Source organism: Arthrobacter sp. S39, from assembly GCF_004320525.1.
Classification (GTDB): domain Bacteria; phylum Actinomycetota; class Actinomycetes; order Actinomycetales; family Micrococcaceae; genus Arthrobacter.
Genome location: NZ_SIHX01000005.1, coordinates 197149 through 215933, shown reverse-complemented (window position 1 = coordinate 215933; position 18785 = coordinate 197149). Strand labels below are relative to the sequence as shown.

21 protein-coding genes are annotated in these 18785 nt (G+C 66.1%); 8 read left to right on the top strand and 13 right to left on the bottom strand.

Translation table 11 applies throughout. The annotated features are described in order from the left end of the window. Window positions 1-51: 51 nt before the first annotated feature. Both EYS21_RS12255 and EYS21_RS12250 read right to left on the bottom strand, forming a co-directional pair. Window positions 52-267, bottom strand: coding sequence for a hypothetical protein (locus EYS21_RS12255; protein WP_131133481.1), 216 nt, complete (start codon window positions 265-267; stop codon window positions 52-54). A 118-nt stretch (window positions 268-385) separates the two neighbouring features. After that, complete coding sequence (locus EYS21_RS12250; RefSeq protein ID WP_131133480.1) at window positions 386-610, bottom strand: hypothetical protein; 225 nt, start codon at window positions 608-610, stop codon at window positions 386-388. Window positions 611-691: 81 nt separating this feature from the next. On the opposite strand from EYS21_RS12250, the gene EYS21_RS12245 reads away from it, so the two are divergent. The 4 genes from EYS21_RS12245 to EYS21_RS12230 are packed head-to-tail and all read left to right on the top strand — an operon-like array spanning window position 692 to window position 3042. Continuing rightward, window positions 692-1189, top strand: coding sequence for a MarR family transcriptional regulator (locus EYS21_RS12245; RefSeq protein ID WP_131133479.1), 498 nt, complete (start codon window positions 692-694; stop codon window positions 1187-1189). Between the two features lie 29 nt (window positions 1190-1218). Continuing rightward, a complete protein-coding gene (locus tag EYS21_RS12240) occupies window positions 1219-1782 on the top strand; it encodes an SSI family serine proteinase inhibitor (RefSeq protein WP_242633400.1) in 564 nt (187 codons plus the stop codon). Beyond that, window positions 1739-2692, top strand: coding sequence for a 3-methyladenine DNA glycosylase (locus EYS21_RS12235; protein WP_131133478.1), 954 nt, complete (start codon window positions 1739-1741; stop codon window positions 2690-2692). Before EYS21_RS12240 ends, EYS21_RS12235 begins: the two co-directional genes overlap by 44 nt. Beyond that, on the top strand, window positions 2689-3042 hold the full coding sequence (locus EYS21_RS12230; protein WP_131133477.1) for a serine protease inhibitor: 354 nt from the start codon (window positions 2689-2691) through the stop codon (window positions 3040-3042). Before EYS21_RS12235 ends, EYS21_RS12230 begins: the two co-directional genes overlap by 4 nt. 98 nt (window positions 3043-3140) lie before the next feature. Here EYS21_RS12230 and EYS21_RS12225 read toward each other — a convergent pair whose 3' ends face one another. From EYS21_RS12225 to EYS21_RS12215, 3 genes are all read right to left on the bottom strand, one after another. Continuing rightward, a complete protein-coding gene (locus tag EYS21_RS12225) occupies window positions 3141-6242 on the bottom strand; it encodes a S8 family serine peptidase (RefSeq protein ID WP_131133630.1) in 3102 nt (1033 codons plus the stop codon). Window positions 6243-6573: 331 nt separating this feature from the next. After that, window positions 6574-9447 carry an exo-alpha-sialidase gene (locus EYS21_RS12220; RefSeq protein WP_131133629.1) on the bottom strand — a complete coding sequence of 958 codons (2874 nt, stop codon included), beginning with the start codon at window positions 9445-9447 and terminating at the stop codon, window positions 6574-6576. Between the two features lie 309 nt (window positions 9448-9756). Further along, window positions 9757-9942 carry a hypothetical protein gene (locus tag EYS21_RS12215; protein WP_131133476.1) on the bottom strand — a complete coding sequence of 62 codons (186 nt, stop codon included), beginning with the start codon at window positions 9940-9942 and terminating at the stop codon, window positions 9757-9759. Window positions 9943-10155: 213 nt separating this feature from the next. Here EYS21_RS12215 and purS point away from each other — a divergent pair, with 213 nt between their 5' ends. Genes purS through purL form a run of 3 tightly spaced genes read left to right on the top strand, consistent with a single transcriptional unit; the run spans window position 10156 to window position 13512 of the window. Then, entirely contained in the window at window positions 10156-10407 is a 252-nt protein-coding gene (gene purS / locus EYS21_RS12210; RefSeq protein WP_056631212.1) for a phosphoribosylformylglycinamidine synthase subunit PurS, read from the top strand. 1 nt (window position 10408) lies between these two features. Then, the gene (gene purQ / locus EYS21_RS12205; RefSeq protein ID WP_131133475.1) at window positions 10409-11182 is read left to right on the top strand and encodes a phosphoribosylformylglycinamidine synthase subunit PurQ; all 774 of its coding nucleotides are present in this window, start codon (window positions 10409-10411) and stop codon (window positions 11180-11182) included. Continuing rightward, window positions 11179-13512, top strand: coding sequence for a phosphoribosylformylglycinamidine synthase subunit PurL (gene purL, locus EYS21_RS12200; RefSeq protein WP_131133474.1), 2334 nt, complete (start codon window positions 11179-11181; stop codon window positions 13510-13512). The genes purQ and purL overlap by 4 nt, the downstream gene beginning before the upstream one ends. 79 nt (window positions 13513-13591) lie before the next feature. Here the strand turns inward: purL and EYS21_RS12195 are convergent, their stop codons facing one another. The 5 genes from EYS21_RS12195 to EYS21_RS12175 are packed head-to-tail and all read right to left on the bottom strand — an operon-like array spanning window position 13592 to window position 15838. After that, window positions 13592-13885: a DUF503 domain-containing protein gene (locus EYS21_RS12195; RefSeq protein WP_131133473.1), complete on the bottom strand. Its 294-nt coding sequence runs from the start codon at window positions 13883-13885 to the stop codon at window positions 13592-13594. Then, window positions 13885-14202, bottom strand: coding sequence for a putative quinol monooxygenase (locus EYS21_RS12190; protein WP_131133472.1), 318 nt, complete (start codon window positions 14200-14202; stop codon window positions 13885-13887). The genes EYS21_RS12195 and EYS21_RS12190 overlap by 1 nt, the downstream gene beginning before the upstream one ends. 34 nt (window positions 14203-14236) lie before the next feature. Then, window positions 14237-14863 carry a hypothetical protein gene (locus tag EYS21_RS12185; protein WP_131133471.1) on the bottom strand — a complete coding sequence of 209 codons (627 nt, stop codon included), beginning with the start codon at window positions 14861-14863 and terminating at the stop codon, window positions 14237-14239. Window positions 14864-14877: 14 nt separating this feature from the next. After that, window positions 14878-15426 (bottom strand): DUF1990 domain-containing protein, encoded by a 549-nt coding sequence (locus EYS21_RS12180; protein ID WP_131133470.1) that lies wholly within the window; start codon window positions 15424-15426, stop codon window positions 14878-14880. Then, window positions 15419-15838 carry an MmcQ/YjbR family DNA-binding protein gene (locus EYS21_RS12175; protein ID WP_131133469.1) on the bottom strand — a complete coding sequence of 140 codons (420 nt, stop codon included), beginning with the start codon at window positions 15836-15838 and terminating at the stop codon, window positions 15419-15421. Before EYS21_RS12175 ends, EYS21_RS12180 begins: the two co-directional genes overlap by 8 nt. Window positions 15839-15883: 45 nt before the next feature. On the opposite strand from EYS21_RS12175, the gene EYS21_RS12170 reads away from it, so the two are divergent. Next, window positions 15884-16912 (top strand): 2-oxoglutarate and iron-dependent oxygenase domain-containing protein, encoded by a 1029-nt coding sequence (locus EYS21_RS12170; protein ID WP_131133468.1) that lies wholly within the window; start codon window positions 15884-15886, stop codon window positions 16910-16912. A 12-nt stretch (window positions 16913-16924) separates the two neighbouring features. Here the strand turns inward: EYS21_RS12170 and EYS21_RS12165 are convergent, their stop codons facing one another. Genes EYS21_RS12165 through EYS21_RS12155 form a run of 3 tightly spaced genes read right to left on the bottom strand, consistent with a single transcriptional unit; the run spans window position 16925 to window position 18753 of the window. Then, on the bottom strand, window positions 16925-17350 hold the full coding sequence (locus tag EYS21_RS12165; protein WP_131133467.1) for a CoA-binding protein: 426 nt from the start codon (window positions 17348-17350) through the stop codon (window positions 16925-16927). Window positions 17351-17383: 33 nt separating this feature from the next. Then, on the bottom strand, window positions 17384-18205 hold the full coding sequence (locus EYS21_RS12160; RefSeq protein WP_131133466.1) for a hypothetical protein: 822 nt from the start codon (window positions 18203-18205) through the stop codon (window positions 17384-17386). Next, window positions 18202-18753, bottom strand: a complete 552-nt coding sequence (locus tag EYS21_RS12155) for a sigma-70 family RNA polymerase sigma factor (protein WP_131133465.1) — start codon at window positions 18751-18753, stop codon at window positions 18202-18204. Before EYS21_RS12155 ends, EYS21_RS12160 begins: the two co-directional genes overlap by 4 nt. Window positions 18754-18785: the final 32 nt, after the last annotated feature.

Sequence of the window (18785 nt, the reverse complement as noted above, 5' to 3'; positions counted from 1 at the left end):
TAATCGACGGATATCGGGCCGGAAGTGACCCCGCGTTGGTTGGCAGGTACTTCAGGACTGCTTGTCCATGTCTTCACGCCGGACAGCGTAGTGGTGTCCTTCTGAATCCGTTTCCACTTCGAAGTGCGAAAGATCCTCATCGGAGGCCTGCTCAAACGCATCGTGCTTGTGAACTACCGGCGCGTCCGAGTCCAGGCGGGTCGCCGGCCCAAAGACGAAACGGAGCCGGTCAGTCACGTTCATAAAGCGGGTGAGTGCATGTGCCATATTCTCCACCCCCTTCCCACATCCCGGGCGAAAGTCCACTGTCCCTCACCTGGAGGGCAGTGCCCTTATTTTACGCCCAGAGGGACAAAAAGGCCCCGGGTCAGGGGGCGGCCAGTGTTCAGCGCAGGGACTTGTCGTCCGGGTTTTTGGGGACCACGTAGGTGCTGCCGTCAGGGCGTTGCAGCGTCTCCCACTGCTGGCTCTCAGCCTCACGCTGGGCCAGGAGCTTGCGGTTCTCCTCGGTCATGTCATGCACCAGGGAGCTGCGGTTGGCGGGGCCGAAGATGGCCCGCAGCTTGCCGGTTGCACGCATGAAGCGCTGTGACGCGTTGTCCTTGACCACTGAGGTGACTCCTTCGACAGAACCCTGATTGTCAGTCCACTGTACGCTAATAATTAGTGCACTAACTATTGGAGGGTAGTGATGACCACCAGCGTGACCCCGGCATCGTCCGCACAGGACGACCTGCTCCTGGAACACCAGCTCTGTTTCGCCCTGACAGTGGCGTCCAGGAGTGTGGTGGGCGCCTACAAGCCGGTCCTGGAAAAGCTGGGGCTGACCCACCCGCAGTACCTGGTGATGCTGTGCCTGTGGGAAGAAAGTCCCCGCACCGTGCGGAATATCAGCGAGGCCCTCGCCCAGGAGCCCGCCACCATCTCCCCGCTCCTCCGGCGCCTTGAAGCAGCGGGACTTCTGACGCGGCGCCGGGTGGACGGAAATGAACGGGCCCTCGCCGTGGAACTCACGCCGGCGGGCGCGGACCTTCGGCAAGAGGCGCTGGCGGTCCCCGGCACCATGATGGAGCGCCTGGGCCTGACCCGGGACCAGGTGGCCGAACTGCATGGCGCCATGATGGGACTGATCGCCGCGACCGGCGGGGCGGCAGGCTCCGGGGCCGGGCACCAGCAGACCCGGCAGTAGAATGGGAGCAATCCGAGGAGGCCGGGCGCGTGCGTAAATTGCTGATCCAGGTGTTGGCCGTGGCAGTGTCGGCAGGCCTGATGTCGGCCTGTTCCGCAGGGACTGGATCAGGCCAGCCCACATCGTCCGGACCGTCCGCCACTGCATCGGGCACGTCCACTCCGTCGGCCACACCCGCCCCCGACACCGAAACATCCGTCCCGGCGCCCGCACCGTCAGCGCCGTCCGGACTCCCGGCCGGCCCCGGAGCAGGGAACGCTGAACTGTCCATCATGGTCAAGCCTTCCGACACCGAACCGGCGGTCAACTACACGCTGGTGTGCCAGGGCGGCGTGCCGTCGGCGGAAAGCAAGCACCCGGCCGCGGACGCGGCCTGCACGGCCCTTAAGGACAACGCGTCGGTCCTGAGCCCGTCCACGAAGAACACCGCCCAGGCGTGCACCGAACAATACGGCGGGCCGCAGAAGGCAACCGTCACCGGGATAGTGGATGGAACACCCGTGGATGTCATCTTCGCCCGGACCAACGGCTGCGAAATCAGTGCCTGGAATGCCGCCCAGACCATCCTGGGTTCCAGCGGTGGAGCAGCTTAGCCTGCCGGCGGCCGAGGACTGCAGGGCGCGCGAAGCCGCGCACGTCCAGCGCGTCCGCCGTTACGCCGACCCCTACCTGGCCCGCCGGTCCGCAGGCCGCAAGCACCCCGTTGAGGACTTCCTCTTCACCTACTACACCCAAAAGCCAGGCCAGCTGCTGCGCTGGCACCCGGGAGCCGGCGTCGTACTGACCGGCGAACAGGCCACCGCCCGCAGCGGATGGAAACACTACAGAACGCCCGACGACGGCGAGCTCGCCTCCGTAGGGCTGCCGGCGGGAACCGGGGCGGTCACCTTTGACCGCCACGCCTTCCTGGCCGACCGCCGGGAAGCCGTCACCTTCGCCGAAATCATACTGCGCGGAACTGCGGCCCGTCCCGCCCAGTTCGGCTGCTTCGGGCTGCACGAATGGGCCATGGTGTACCGCCAGGACAAGTTCGACCTGCGGCACGAGTACCTGCAGCTGAGGCTGGGCCCGGCCGGGACGGACCAGGTGGTGGAGGAGAACCGGATCCGGTGCTCGCACTTCGATGCGTTCCGTTTCTACACACCGGATGCCATCCCGCGCAATGAACTGGCACCCAGCCGGGAGAACCAGCGGGACATGGAACAGCCAGGCTGCCTCCACGCCAACATGGACCTCTATAAGTGGGCCTACAAACTGCTGCCCGCGCTGCCCAGCGAACTGGTGATGGACTGCTTTGAGCTTTCCTGGCGGATCAGGGCGATGGACATGCAGGCTTCCCCCTATGACCTCGCGGAGTGGGGCTACCCCGCCATCAGGATCGAAACCCCGGACGGCAAGGCCACCTACGTCGAGCACCAGCGTGCGTTCGCGGCCGAGGCTGCTGAGCTCCGTGATCGGCTGGCAAGGGAGTTGGCCCCGCTGCACTCGGAGAGTACGGCATGAACGAACTCGACCTGGCCATCAGGCTCCGGGAAGACGCGGATGCTCCCGAGTACGAGTTCCGGCTGGTTGCCCGGGACGGCCACCCCGTTGCCGGCTGCACGCTGCCTGATCCGGCCGCCGCGCTGGCGGCCGTTGAACGCTTCGGGGAGGACATCTTTTTCCCCAGACCGGGTCCGCCGAAGCTGTGCACACAGCAATACGGCGGCCCGCAGGTTGCGGTGGTGACGGGGGCCGTCAATGGCCGCCCGGTCAACGTGACCTTCCGGCGCACCGACGGCTGCGAGATTGCCCGCTGGCGCGCCATGGCGCCGCTGCTCGGCGGGACGCCGGGTTCGCGCGGCGAAACGTAGTCTGCCCGAAACGTAGCCCCCGGCTGCACCCCCGCCTAAACAGCAGGACGCCGCCGGCTCCAACGGAACCGGCGGCGTCCTGGTCTGCTTCTGGTGGACTAGAGATCCATGTTGCTGTTGCCCGAGAATTCCGGGACTTCCTGTTTCTTCTTGTCCTTCGTGGCCTTGTCCTTCTTGTCCGAAGCAGCCGGGTCGTTGGCTGTTTCGTCATCCGGGACCACCACGGCGCCACCGGAGGTGACCGCCACCGAGACGAACGTGGGCACGCTTGAGCCGGCGAACGTCACCCGGCCGATGTAGGAGCCTGCAGCGAGGTCCTTCCACTGGAGCTTCACAACTCCCGCCTGGCCGTTCCCGAGCCGGAGCGGGTTGGGGGTCACGGTGGCGTTTCCTACGTTGGCCCCCAGCACGGCCGCGTCCACGGAGGCCTTGGTGGGCTGCCCGTTCGGACTTGCATAGAGGTTTACGAAGATCGTGTACACCCCGGCAGCCGGGTTGGGAACGGAAATCGATTCGCTGGCCGAGGCGGTCTGGGCAAGGAGTGCCTGTCCCGCCGGGTTGAAGACCACCATGTCGAAGTCGGCGGCTTCATCCGAGGAGTACACAGAAAACTTGGCCAAAGGCGATCCTGCCGGAACGGTGACTTCCTTGGCGAAGTTGGACCCATTGGTTTCCAGCGCCAGCGGCCCGGGAACCAGTTCGATGGCAGAGGAGTCAGCCTTGGACAGCCCGTCCAGGGTGATTTTCACGGGGGCGTTGGTGCCGGAGACCACCGGGATGTCACCCTGGCCCGTGCCACCTGCCGAGGTGAACCCCAGGTTCGCCGGGGCCACCACCGACTGCGGACGCACAGCCACAGGGGACGCCACGTTCTTGCCGGCACCCTGCCAGACCAGGCTGCCCATGGCGAACTGCCCCAGGGCCGCGCTGGTGTTTTCGAACTTAACCTTGAAGGTGCGCTTCTCGCCGGCGGCGCTGAAGCTGAGGATCGACGGCGTCACGGTCACCTTGACGCCCGGGACGTCCGCTTTGGCCCGGTAGACACCCGGCGTCAAAGCAGTGACCGTCCGGGTGACCTCAGTCTTGCCCGTGAGTGCACCCAGCGCGAACGAGGCGACGTTCATGTCCCGCGGCGCGGTGCTCCCCAGGCCGGGGATGCCCAGGTCAAGGCCCGTGCCCTGGATGAACTTCAAATAATCATCCTCGGTGTTGTCGTAGACCAGTCCCGGATCGAGGACCCTGGCAACATCCACCTGGCCGGCGCCGGTGGCGAAGACGTCGCCGTTGCGGGTGCCGTCGGCGTTCTTGACCTCACCGGCCGTGGTCATCATGGCCGACTTGACCGTGGCCGGAGACCAGCTGGGGTTCCTGGCAAGAATCAGCGCACCGAAGCCGGCGACGTGGGGCGCCGCCATCGATGTTCCGGACATCATGCCGAACTGGTCGCCGCCCGAGCCGATGGGCGACACACCTGCAAGAACGGCAACACCGGGCGCAGCCACATCAGGCTTGAGCAGGTCCGAGCCGGTGGCAAGCAGCGGGCCGCGGGAAGAGAACCCGGCAATCTGCGGCTGCGGCGCCACCGGAAGGCCGGTGGTGTCCTTGTTTACCAAAGCAACCTTGATGGCCGGGTTGGCCGTGATCTTGTCCTTGATCTGCTGCGTCGCCGGCGGGTTCACGTGCACGGTCGGGACAGAATGGCGGTCCAGGTCCTCGGAGGACGTGGCTAGGTTCACCAGGATCATCCCGATGCCGCCGGCCCGCTTCACTTCGGCGCTCTTGGCCACCCGGTCAACCACTCCGCGGTCGCAGACAACGATCTTGCCTGCCACCTTGGCGGGGTCGAGTGCGTTGGGGGCGCACAGTTGAGGATTTGCTGCGCCGGCTGCCGCGGCCGTTGCGGCGAGAACCACATTGCTCGCGGGAACAGGAGCGGCCATGAGGCTGGCGCCGCGGAACTTGCTGCCGTCCTCGAATTCGACGGTTCCCTGCAGTTCCGTGGAGAAGGAACTCGCGGCCACGGTGGTCAGCCAGGGTGCACCGTGGTTGACGGTGCTCGCGGTGGGTCCCGAGTTTCCGGCGGATGCGGCAACGAAGATACCGGCCGAGGCCGCGGACAGGAAGGCCAGCGACACCGGATCGGTGGTGGTGGAGGTGCTGCCGGAGATGGAGTAGTTCAGGACGTCCACGCCGTCGAGGATGGCCTGGTTGATCGCGGCGACGGAGGCCGAGCTGTAGCAGCCGCCGGTGTCCGGGTTGTCATCCTCCCAGCAGACTTTGTAGACAGAGAGCTTGGCCGCCGGTGCCACGCCGCTGGTGATGCCCATGTCAGTGGCACCAAGGTTGGCATGGACGTTGGCGTTGCCTGCCGCCGTGCTGGCCGTGTGGGTGCCGTGGCTCCCGACATCAACCGGCGAAATCAGTTCCTCGGGCGCGCGGTGCTGGGGCGCCACGTATTTCAGGAAGTCGTCGGCAAAGTAGCGTGCACTCAGGACCTTGGAATTGCAGTCATCTCCGTTGAAAGTCGCCCCGGATCCCTGGCCTTTCTGGCACTCACCGAGGAACGTGTCGCCGTCGGATTTAAGCATGGCGATTTTGCCGTCCGCGGTGCGGTACGGCACGCCAACCTGGGCCTCGCCGCTGAGCGGCTGGACGTCGCTGCCGGCAAAGAAGGGGTTCGACGGCGTGTAGCCGGAGTCGATGACACCCACCACAACGCCCTTGCCGGCATTGTCCTGGCCGCCGAAGGCGGTGTTCCAGAGCCCGTTTGCTCCGCTGAGTTTGAGGAAGTCCGTGGTGGAGTAGTCCGGAGCGTTTTCGGTATCCGGGGCCACCATCAGCACGGCAGGATCCTTGGCGAGCTTCACGGCCTGCTCAGCGGTGAGGTCGGCCGAAAAGCCGTTGATGGCTGCCGTGTACTTGCGCTTGATCTGGATGCTTTCCGTCTGGGCAACGGAGTTCTGTTTTTCCTCGAGGTGTGCCTGGTACTGCTGGACTTCGGGGCGTTCCGCGTCGAGCTTCCGGCCGTTTTGCGGCTTCGTCGCTGCCAGCCCGGGCGTTCCGCCGTCGTACGTGGCTGCTGGCTTCTCGGCAAGGACCACGATGTAGCGTCCTGCCGGGTAGTCGGCGGGGCTAACGGTCCTGGGAGTTACTACGGTGTTGGGTTCGACGGGCGCCGCGGTAGCGGGGCTCAACGCCATTGACGTGAGGAGAAGCGGCAAACCCACGGCCAACGCCGTCGCTTTCCGGAGTCCCCCGCCCCGGATGGGGCTCTTTCCAGTTGATTTCACGAGCGACTACACCTTTCACGAGGCACGGGTCCGGCGCGTGTCCGCCCCCGTGGCAGCTGGAAGACGGCAACCGTAATTACAGATCTTGTAATCCGGGGAGACCAGCCGATTCAAACAGTACAGACTGATAGACGAATATGACATAAGCCACAAGATCCTTTTTTGAATCTGTCAATTTGGCTGTCATGACAGCGGCCCGGCGGTGTCCGCCGGGCCGTTGCCATGGTTGCGTTAGGTGCTGTTAGCCCCGGTCGCCCTTGGGTGTGACCTGAAGCCTGTCGAAGGAGACCTGCCGGCCGTCCTTGTCCAGGACCACCACGTCGTCGCGGCCGTTCTGCACGTCGGACGGGAGGATGAACTCCACAGTGTTCGCCGTGGTGGGGAAGATCCATCCGATCCGGTAGGCCATTTTGTTGAGGTAGACGTAGTACCACTGGCCGTACTCCAGCCCGGCCAGCGTGATCTTCTGGCCGTTGCGGTATTTGTCCGCAGTGCCCAGGTCCAAGGGGGCCGTTTGGCCTTCGAGGTCCTGGACCGCCAGTGCGGGCTCACCCTCCGGCTGCGCCGGCTGGACCGTCAGCACCAGCGGGTCACCTTCAACACGCACGCTGACCTCTTTGGAGCCGTTGCGTGCCGTCGCCCCGAAGGTGACGCCACCCAGGCTTCCCGCAGCGACGTCAGCGGCACTCAGCACATGAACCCGCGTGGCCGTCGCGGTGCCACCAACGGCCAGCGCGGATTCCGTGATTCCAGCCTCCGGGGCGTCCAGCCCCGTCAGCGCCACATTCCCCGCGTTGCCCAGGGTGTAGGTGTACGTGACGGGATCACCCGCACTGGCAAAGCGGTCGCCGTCGGCGTCTTCCCACTGGGCGGAAACGGTACCCTCAAGCTTCGGCTCGCGGACTTTAAGGTCCACTTCGCCGCCGTCCACCTGGTAGCTCCTGGTGCTCTGGCCTGCTGCGCTGACTTCCCAGCTGGTGGCCGGAACGAAAAAGCCTTGCTCAACTTCTTCGGCGGTCACCGTGTGACGAGGCGTGGTGCACTGGTAACTCTGGCCCGCCGGCAGCGTGCCGTACCGGCAGTTGCCGGGACCTTCCGGGACAAAGGGGCTGAAGTTTCCCGCGGTGGGGACCACTTTTTCAACCAGCGGGCTCGTGTTGCGCACGGCGAAGGTGTAAGGGACGGGCTCGCCTGCCGCGTACGGCTGGGTTGAGAGGTCACGCCCGGCGTCGGCACGCGCTCCGCTAATATCGGCCGACACGAGTCCGTCGCGCAAGGCGACCGCAGCGCCGGTGAACGGAACCGTTTTGGTGAGCGACGCCGTCGCGCTGGCGGTGATGCTGAAGCCCGCCTCGGGCACGAAGTAGCCGCGCTCAACGTCCGCGGCCGTGATGACGTGCTTGGCGGTCGTGCAGGTGTAGCTGGCTCCGGCGGCCAGGTTGTTGAACCGGCAGTTCGGGGCCGACGGCGGGAGGAAGCCGGAGTCGAAGGTCCCGGAGACCGGTACCGAGTTTGCCGTGACGTTCGCGGTGCTCTTGACGGTGAACGAGTAGCTGAGGACTTCGCCCACCTGGTACGGGTTGGTGATTACATCGCGTGTCGGCGCACTCCCGGTGACGGTCAGCCCCACCTGCGGGGCAGCCGGCACGGTAGCGGTAAAGGTGAACTGCGAAACCCGGCCATCCGCCGTCGTGAATGCCGCGTTGAGGTTCTGCGGGCCACTGGCGTTAGCGGGGGCGGTCAGGGCCACGTTGACGGTGACCGAGGCGCCGGGGGCGACGTCGGGAACCGGCACGGTGGCGGCGGACCAGCCGCTCGGGGTGTAGACAGTGGCGTTGGCACCTGAAAGTGTGGCGGCTTCCTGGTTGGTGACTGTCACAGCGACCTGCGAGGTGGCACCGGGAGCCGTGGTGACGGCGGGGACGGACAGCGGGGCGCAGACGTAGTTCAGCCAGGCGTCGTCGAACTTCGCGAAGGGCATGTTGTCCGTGTAGTTGCCCTCGTAGAGGACGCCGAACTTGCCGTCTTCCAGGCGGGTCACGGTGGAGTAGGCGGAGAAGCCGGGACGGATGGTGCGCACGCCGGGCCAGGTGGCGCCGTCGTCGCAGGAGATACGGGCGGAGACGTTCTCGCGGCCGGTCTTGGAGTTGGAGTTGGTGAAGATCAGCTTCCTGGCGTCCGCCGAGCCCTGCGCCGCGGACGGGATCATCCGGGCGATGGAACCGTTGTTGGCGGGATCGGGCAGCTCGGTGTCCTGGGTGACCGTGCCGTAGGTGGCGCCGCCGTCGGTGGAGATGGCCACCTTGCGGAAGCCCTGGTTGGCGTTGTCGCGGGAGTTCAGAAGAACGCGGCCGTCGGAGAGTTCCACGGTTTTGTTTTCGTCCATCCGGTCGCCGACGTTGGCGCCCTTCTGCCACGTGAGGCCGTGGTCATCGGAGTAGACACTGTAGGCCTGGATTTTGTTGGTGCCATCGGCCTGGCGCACATCGCCGGCGTACTGCTGGATCAGGCGCCCTGCGTGGGGACCGTACCTGAGCTGGATGCCTTCGCCGGAGGACGCGAAGTTGGAGCGCACATCGCCGGCCACCGGGCTGGTTTTGCTGGTGCCGGGCTTGGTGACGTTGGTGATCAGCCGTGGCTGGCTCCAGGTGAGGCCGCCGTCGGAGGACTCGATGACAGCTGAGGAGATCACGGTGCGGTCGGCGTCGTCGTTGCCGAACTGGCTGCCGCCAAAGCCCTGGTCCTTGGAGTACACAAAGAACGCGAAGACCTTGCCGGCTTCGGCGTCGTGGATATAGGACGGGTCGCTGTACCCGTACTTCGGGCTGGTGGCGTCGCCCGGGTGCCCTGCTGCGATGACCTGCACGGGGCCCCAGGTCTGGCCGCCGTCGGTGCTGCGGCGCTGCACGATCGAGTTGGGATTCGGCGCGTCGGCGGAACTGCCCGGGCGGCCGTCCCAGGCGGCCAGCACCACTCCGTTCCCGAGGTAGGTGAGGGCCGGGATCCGGTAGAAGAAGTTGCTGGCCGTCCGGTCGGCCGCAAGGTTGGCCTCCGCGAAGGAGCCGGGACCCGCCGTCGGGCTGTTGGAAGGGATGGGGGCCGCCTGGGCGGCCATCCCCGGACCGGCCAGCAAGGCGAGGGCGACGATGCCCGCACCTGCCGTCCGTCCCAGGGATCGATGCCTGCTGCGTTGGGTGATGAGTGGCAAGTTGACTGTCCTTTCACTGCGCCGGCTGGCGGCGATGCGGGAATGAGTCGTTTTGTGGACGGCAGAACCATAGGTTCCACATGCCACATACGACGTCCTACCACCGTAGGGTGTGAAAGGTCACAGGGGAAGGTTCTTTGGCAGGAGATGTTTCCGGGGCACAAAAAAGCGGCCCCTCAGGGGCCGCCCTCGAACAGAGTCACGCGATGATGGCGCCTACTGGCGTGGCGTCCGGACTACGTCGCTGATCCACTGCCGGGTCTTTTCATCGACGGGACCTGCCACGCGGGTTTCCCGGGCAGCCCGGTCTGCTTTGATCTTCTGCAGGACCATGCGGCCCAGCCCGGCGAAAACGGCAACGGCTACCACGGGCAACAGCACGGATTTCGATTTCTCAGCCATTCCGCAATCCTAGTGACGGTGCGCGCGCAGGGCCAGAGCCGCCGTCGTTCCGCCGAATACAGAGTGCGGCCCCATGCCCGGTAGAATGGGCTAGCAAGCTCGCGGAGCGCCCGTCCACACTGTTCAAGAAGCACCCCTCAACACAGCGGAACGGCGTGAGACGGCACCACTCCGCTGCGCCCTTACCCAATGCTCACGCACAGGAGTTGCCGGATGCCCCGGATCGTTGTTGACGTCATGCCCAAGCCCGAGATTCTGGACCCGCAGGGGAAGGCCATCGTGGGTGCACTCCCCCGTTTGGGCTTCACCAGCTTTAGCTCTGTCCGCCAGGGCAAGCGCTTTGAACTGACCGTCGACGGCGAGGTGACCGACGCAATCCTGGCCCAGGCCCGTGAGGCAGCCGAGACCCTGCTGTCCAACCCCGTGATTGAAGACGTCGTCAACGTCGAGGTCGTCGAGGCCTGAGATGACTGAACTTCCCTTGATCGGCGAGGCAATCGCCGTCGCCGCTGAGCCGCGCCTCGCGGGCGCGAAGATCGGCGTGGTCACCTTCCCCGGCACGCTTGATGACCGCGACGCCGCCCGTGCGGTCCGGCTGGCCGGCGGCACCGCAGTGCCGCTCTGGCACGCCGACACCAACCTCGGTGACGTGGACGCCGTCGTGATTCCCGGCGGTTTCTCCTACGGCGACTACCTCCGCGCCGGTGCCATTGCCCGCTTCGCCCCGCTGATGTCCAAGATCATCGACGCCGCGAACTCCGACGCCAAGCTGCCCGTGCTGGGTATCTGCAACGGCTTCCAGATCCTGACCGAGTCGCACCTTCTGCCCGGGTCCATGATCAAGAACGACCACCTGAAGTTCATGTGCCGCGACCAGGTCCTGCGGGTTGAAAACAGCAACACCGCCTGGACCCTGGACTACGAGGCCGGCCAGGAAATCACCGTGCCGCTGAAGAACCAGGATGGCCAGTACATCGCTAACGAGAAGGTCTTGGACGCGCTCGAAGCCGAAGGCCGCGTGGTGTTCCGCTACGTGGGCTTCAACCCGAACGGCTCGCGCCGCGACATCGCCGGCATCTCCAACGCCGCCGGCAACGTGGTGGGACTTATGCCGCACCCGGAGCACGCCGTTGAGGCCGGCTTCGGACCCCAGTCGCTGGACGGGGTCGGCAGCTCAGACACCGATGGACTGGGTTTCTTCACCTCCGTATTGAACAAGATTGTGGGAGGCAGCAAATGACCGAGATCAATTCGGTGGTCGAGCCTGTCGAGACCGCCAAGAAGTTCAACATCGACACCGTCGAGAACGCCGCCAAGACGCCGGACACCGAACTCCCCTGGGCCGAACTGGGCCTGAAGCAGAACGAGTTCGACGAGGTCGTCAAGGTCCTGGGCCGCCGCCCCACCGGCGCGGAACTGGCCATGTACTCCGTCATGTGGAGCGAGCACTGCTCCTACAAGTCCTCGAAGAACCACCTGCGCCAGTTCGGCGACAAGGTGACCGACGAGATGAAGAAGGACATGCTGGTAGGCATCGGCGAGAACGCCGGCGTCACCAACCTGGGCGACGGCTGGGCCGTCACGTTCAAGATCGAGTCCCACAACTCGCCGTCGTTCGTTGAGCCCTACCAGGGTGCCGCCACCGGCATCGGCGGCATTGTCCGCGACATCATCTCCATGGGCGCCCGCCCGGTGGCCGTGATGGACCCCCTGCGTTTCGGCGCCATCGACCACCCGGACACTGCCCGCGTCATGCACGGTGCCGTTGCCGGCATCGGCGGCTACGGAAACTCCCTGGGCCTGCCCAACATCGGCGGCGAAATGGTGTTCGACTCCGTGTACCAGGGCAACCCGCTGGTCAACGCGCTGGCTGTCGGCGTTATGCGCCACGAGGACATCCGCCTCGCCAACGCCTCCGGCAAGGGCAACAAAGTGGTCCTTTTCGGTGCACGCACCGGCGGCGACGGCATCGGCGGCGCCTCGGTGCTGGCCTCGGAGTCCTTCGACGACACCAAGCCGTCCAAGCGCCCCGCCGTCCAGGTGGGCGACCCCTTCGCCGAGAAGGTCCTGATCGAGTGCTGCCTTGAGCTGTTCAAGGGTTCCCTTGTTGAGGGCATCCAGGACCTCGGCGCCGCAGGCATCTCCTGCGCCACGTCCGAGCTCGCCTCCAACGGCGACGGCGGCATGGAGGTCGAGCTGACCTCCGTCCTGCTGCGCGACCCCACCCTGACCCCGGGCGAAATCCTGATGTCAGAGTCGCAGGAACGCATGATGGCAGTGGTCACGCCTGAGAACATCGCCGCCTTCGAAGCTGTGATGGACAAGTGGGCAGTGGAGTACTCCTGGCTCGGCGAGGTCACCGACACTGGCCGCCTGATCATCACCTGGGACGGCGAAGTCATCGTCGACGTCGACCCGCGCACTGTGGCCCACGACGGTCCGGTCTACGACCGCCCGTACGCCCGCCCCGAGTGGCAGGATTCGGTCCAGGCCGATTCCTTCACCGGATCCGTCCAGGACGCTGGCCGCCCCTCCGCCCCCGCGGAACTGGCAGCTGCAGTGACCGAGCTCGTGGCCTCGCCGAACATGTGCAGCAAGGACTGGATCACCAACCAGTACGACCGGTACGTCGGCGGCAACACCGCCCTGGCGTTCCCGGACGACGCCGGCGTGGTCCGCGTGGACGAGGAAACCGGCCTGGGCGTTGCCCTGGCCACCGACGCCAACGGCCGCTACACCTACCTTGACCCGTACCACGGCGCACAGCTGGCACTGGCCGAGGCCTACCGCAACGTGGCCACCTCCGGCGCCGTGCCGATGGCCGTCAGCGACTGCCTGAACTTCGGCTCCCCCGAGGACCCGGACGTCATGTGGCAGCTCGCCGAAGCCATCCGCGGCCTGTCCGACGCCTGCATGGTGCTGGGCATCCCGGTCACCGGCGGCAACGTCTCGCTCTACAACCAGACGGGCACCACCCCGATCCACCCCTCCCCCGTGGTGGCTGTTCTGGGCAAGCTCGACGACGTCGCCCGCCGCACGCCGTCGGGCTGGAAGGAAGATGGCCAGGCCATCTACCTGCTGGGCACGACGGCGGCCGAGCTGGACGGCTCCGAATGGGCCAACATGCGCGGCCACCTCGGTGGGCTCCCGCCGAAGGTCGACCTCGCCGCCGAACGCGCGCTGGGTGAGATCCTGATCAACGCATCCCGCGACGGCATGGTGGACTCCGCGCACGACCTCTCCGAAGGCGGCCTCGCGGCAGCCCTCGTTGAGTCGGCACTGCGCTACGGCGTCGGCGCCCGGATCGCCCTGCAGGACGTCCTGGACCGCGACGGCGTTGACCTCTTCACGGCGCTGTTCTCCGAGACCCAGGGCCGCGCGATTGTGGGCGTTCCCCGCTCCGAGGAAGTCCGCTTCACCGACATGTGCACCGCCCGCGGGTTCGCCCACGTCCGGATCGGCGTGGTGGATGCAGACAGCAACCAGCTGGAGATCAACGGCGTGGACACCCTGTCCCTCGACGCCCTCCGCGAAGCCCACGAGGCAACCCTGCCGAAGTACTTCGGCTAAGGCCTCCGCTAAAGCAACGCGGGGTCACTTTACGCCCAATAATCCCCTGGGGATGGGCGTAAAGTGACCCCGCGTTGGTTTAGTCCTCGCTGTGGAGCTCCCGCTGCCTTGCGCTGAGTAGCTCAAGCTCGGGCCGGGCGGCTACAAAGCGTTCGACGGCGGTGAGCACCTCCACGAGGTGGGCCCGGTCAGCTGCCACCAGGCCGGCGCCCAGCTGCGAGCGCCGGTACTGGTCGTGGTCCCCCACCTCCGCGACGGACACGTCGAAGCGGCGCTTGAGCTCGGCCAGCAGCGACCTGATGATGGAGCGTTTCTCCTTCAGGCTCTGGACGTCGCCAAGGAGGATGTCGAATTCAATCCAGCCGACCCACATCAGATGGTGAGTTCGCCCATCCGGTCCCAGCCGTCGCCGTCGAGCTGGCGGCTGATGATCCGGGGTGTTTCGGCCAGCGCCTGGGGCATGTCCGCCATGGCCTGCTTGAAGTGCGTGCTGTTGACGTGGTCCCCGGCGGCGTCGTCCTTGAAGGCCTCCACCAGAACAAACTCGTTGGGGTCCTCCACACTGCGGGACCAGTCGAACCACAGGTTGCCGGGCTCCTCCCGGGTGGCCGTGGTGAATTCTTCAACAAGGCCGAGCCAGCGCTCGGACCAGTCGGGCTTGACCTTGAATTTAACCACGATGAAGATCATGGGATTTCCTTCCGTTGAGGGTGTTGAATCAGTGTCAGCCCGCAGCCAGGGCGAGCTCACAGGCCTCGATGGCCTCACGCGCGTGTTGCTGCTGCGCGGGGGTGCCGGCCCGCTCCGCCCACTGTTCGGCCAGCTGGAACTCCACGAGCGCCTCGGCGAAGCGGGCGGCGCCGTGCAGGGCCCAGCCCAGGTTGTTGTGCAGCGCCACCATCCAGCGCCGCGTATGCGGATCGTGGGCAGTGGACGCGTATTCGATGGCACTCTTTGTCCAGAGCTCGGCATGGGCGGAGTCTGCGATCGCGAGCATATGCAGCGCATCCACGGCGAGGTACTCCTCGCCCAGGTGGTCGCCGAGCTCCGCGGCCTGCTCAAACAGGGGCACGGCCATGGCGGCGTGCCCGCTGGAGTTCAGGACGCGTCCGCGTTCCAGCAGGATCCGCACTCCGACGGTGGGTTCCTCCTCCCCGTCCACCGAGTCCAGCAGCTCATCTGCCTCCTCGTAGCGTCCCCGCAGGCCGATGGCACGTCCCAGCTGGGTGGCCAGTTCGGCCTTTTCGTCGGCGTCGTACGCCGGATCGGCAAGGGCGTCCCTGAAGCGCTGCTCGGACAGCCCGGGATCCTTTTGCTTCCATAGTCGGTCAAGGGTCTCTTGGTCCAGCATGTACCTACTCCTGATCAGCTTTCACCTGCGGCGAGTTGGCGTGCCCCTTCAACGTATCGCGAAGTGATGTGCCTTTGCGCCGCCCTGGTCACCAGGCCACCTGCCCGGTAGAACCAGTTGGCAGGCATGCTGAAGGCGGTGATTTGCAAAAATACGCGGCCAGTGGCGTCAATCTCCACTTCAAACGCCTCTTCACCGCGGGCCGGATGTCCGGGCAATGTTCCGTAGCCAAACCCCGCAGACTGCGGGCCCTCCCCCGGCACCGGCCGCCGGACCCACACCACCTCGCAGGGGGCGTTAATGCGGAAAGGTCCGACGCCGAATCCGCTCACCACGCGCGTTCCAGGACGGACGACGTCGGATTCAGCCCGGACTCGGAGCCCCGACCGCCGCTGCAGCTCCCACGTCAGGATTCCGTGCGCCACCCGACGGTACAGTGCCACCCCGTCTCCAAGGTAGACCTGTGACACCAGGCAGGAGTATCCCGCTGGCGGCCGGCCATTCTCCGTAGCGCCGACGCCGGGGTAATCGAGCCGGCCGCCTACCAGGCGCCTGTCAGTCAACAGACGCCTCCTGGGAGCCGGACAGCCGGGCCCATCCCAGCTGCTCCTGCTGCTTTCGGCTCAGGGTCGACACTACGAGGTCGTAGGAGTCCTCCACCATGTCCCGGACCATTGAATCGGGGAGAGCGCCGTCCAGCCGCACGCCGTTCCAGTGGGTCTTGTTCATGTGCCACGCGCCCGTGATTTCCGGGTGGGCGGCACGAAGCTGCTCAGCCAGGGCGGGCTCGCACTTCAGGCTCACGGACCAGTCGTCCGGGTCCATGGCGGTGGCCGCAAACATCTTGGCCTCGTGCCGGGCGCCGCCGGCAACATGCGCCCGGACCTTAAACACCGAGGTTTCGGGTCCGAAGGGAAAATCCTCGAAGGAACCGGGAAACGACAGGCAGATTTCGCGGAGTTCAGCTTGGTCCATCCAGTGAGCCTACAAAGCGGCCGCCGCCGGTGCTAGTCTGCGAGCATGTCACATGACCAGGCGACCATACCTGTTCTGGACCTGAGCACCGCACGCCAGCCCTACGGTCCCTTTAGTCCGGAATTCATTGAAGAGCTGCGAAACGCCACCCACAACGTCGGCTTCTTCCAGCTCACCGGCTACGGCGCCGCGCCGGGCCAGGCCGAGGACCTCCTGGCCGTCATCAAACGCTTCTTCGATCTGCCGCTTGAGGAACGGATGAAGCTTGATAACCGGCTTTCACCGCATTTCCGCGGCTACACCCGGATGGGCACAGAGGTCACCCAGGGCCGGGCCGATGCCCGGGAACAGATTGACTATTCGCCGGAGCGCGACCCCATCCCGGATTATCCGGCAGATCAGCCGTTCTGGCTGCTCCAGGGACACAACCAGTGGCCGGACGAAGCGCTGCCGGAGCTGAAGCAGGCCGCCATGGCCTGGGCGGACCTGATGTCCGCGGTAGGCATGGAACTGATGCGCGCCATCGCCGTCTCCCTGCAGCTGCCCGAGGAATATTTCGACGATCCGTTCCGTGACACACCGGCCTGGATGGGCAAACTGGTGCATTATGTGGGCGGCGTGGTGGAAGCGGCCGGTGACCAGGGCGTGGGCTCGCACGCCGACTACGGGTTCGTCACCCTCCTGCTGCAGGACGGCGTCGGAGGCCTGGAGGTCCTCCCGCCCGGCGCCACCGAATGGGCCCCTGTCGAACCCATCCCGGGCGCGCTGGTGGTGAACCTGGGCGAAATGCTAGAGGTTGCCACCGAAGGCTACCTCGCCGCGACGATCCACCGCGTGCAGGCGCCGCCGCCCGGCGTCGACCGTTACTCCGTGCCGTTCTTCTGGTCGCCGCGGCTGGACGCCGTGATTGACCCCGTGCCCCTGCCGCCGGAGCTGGAAGCACAGGCCCGCGGAATCTCGGATGATCCGTCCAACCCGATGCTCGCATCATTCGGCATGAACATGCTCAAGGGACGGATGCGCGCCCACCCGGACGTGACCGAGCGGCACTACCCGGACCTGATCAAAACCTGAACGCGGGGAGTATCAGAGGTTGTACTTCCACGCCTGCTGGGCGGGGCAGACGTTCATCACCACATCGAGACCGGCTGCCTTGGCACGCTCCACCGCAGCTTCGTCGATGACGCCCAGCTGCAGCCATACGGCCTTGGCACCTGCCGCAATGGCCTGGTCCACCACCGCACCAACCCTGTGCGAATTCACAAAGCAGTCAACGACGTCGACCGGCTGCTTTTCGGGGGGAATGTCACCGAGGGTGCGGTAGCCGGGTTCGCCGTGCACAGGATCGCCAGGGAGGTTGACGGGGATGATCTCCATGCCGAGGCGGTCCCGGATAAACAGCGACGTATCGTAGGCCGCACGCCACTCATTGGTAGTCAGGCCCACGATGGCCCACCGCCCTTTGGTTCGCATCAGGCGCTCAATGACTGCAGGATCGTTGGTGTGCCCCATGAGGCAAGCCTACGGGCTGCGGGCGGCGGGTGGTTAGCGGCTGAACTTCTTGAGCCACTTGGCGCCGGGGTCTGCTTTCTTGTTGGTCCCGGACTTGCCGGACCCGTTGCCGGCTTCCTTGGACGCCGCATTTCCGGGCACGACGCTGGCCAGCAGCTTCTCCGTTTTTTCCAGCGTCTGCCGCACAGGTTCAGGGGCATGCTCCGCTTCCTGGGACGGGGAGCTTTCCGGGAGCTTCCCCTGTTCCTTTGAATTTTTTACCCCGCCGGACGTCCCGGGCGAACCGGATCCGGCCTGGGAGTCAGCGCCGCCGTCGTCCGGTCCTTCCTTCACAGTTTCGTCCGCGGTGGCGTCGGGCGCCGCGTTATGGTCCGGCGCTTGCTGCGGCACGTACTGCTGCTGACCGTCTGCCGGACCAGCATCCCGCCCTGCACCGGATTCCGCCTTTGCGGCTTCCGGGACGGTTCCGATGGCAGGGGCGGCAGCGGGCAGCCCGGACACGTTCCACGAGGGCGCCCAGTCTTCCAGCAAGTGCTGCACGGAGTGGCTGGCCTTCCCCGCCGCACCGGACCCGGTGGCGGCGACCCCGGTGACGCCGAGGCCCATCCCCGCTACGACGGCAAGGCCCACAATGGCGGACCGGTTACGGTGCCGGCGCTGCCTGCGTCGGCGGGTCAGCTCGTCCGGCCGGGAGGCCAGCAGGGCGGCCAGCTGTGCGTTGGGGGACGGTGCCGGCAAGGAAGCCAGGCTGCCCAGCGACAGGAGCGCAGCACGCAGTTCGGTGTCCTGCTCCTGGCCGGCATCGAGCAGCATCGACTCCACGGTGCCCGTCAAACGGCTGGTTTGAGGTGTCATGGCGCCACGTATTCCTTCACTGAGGTTTCCTCGCGGAGTCTGTTCAAAGCCCGCCGCTGGAGCTGCTTCACGGCGCCCGCGCTCTTCCCCATGACGGCGGCCACCTGGTCCACGGTCAGGCCGCCGATAATGCGCAGGGTCAGCACTTCCTTCTGCTCGTCCAGCAGCCCCTGGAGCAGGCCCAGGACCTCCGACGGCGAGACCCTCGCAAGGGCTTCAGCTTCGGCGGATGATTCCTCGCGCAGGTCCAGCTCGGCGTCGAACGGGAGCTTCGCGGGGGTGCGGCTTTGCCGGCGGTGGTCGTCCACCATCCGGGCGTGGGCCACCGAGAAGATAAAGGTGCGCAGGCCGTGCATGCCGCCCGTGACAGTCTCCAGCCGTGGGAGGACCGCGAGGAAGACGTCCTGCATAACAGCCTCCGGATCTTCAACACCGCGGGCTGTGAGATAGCCCAGGACCTGTGACGCATAACTTCGGTACACGAGGCTGAAGAGTTCCGGATCGCCGGCACCAGCCCGCAATACATCGTCAGTCAGCGCATCGGTCACGGACGTAGGGCCTTCGGTGGAGGGAACTTGGC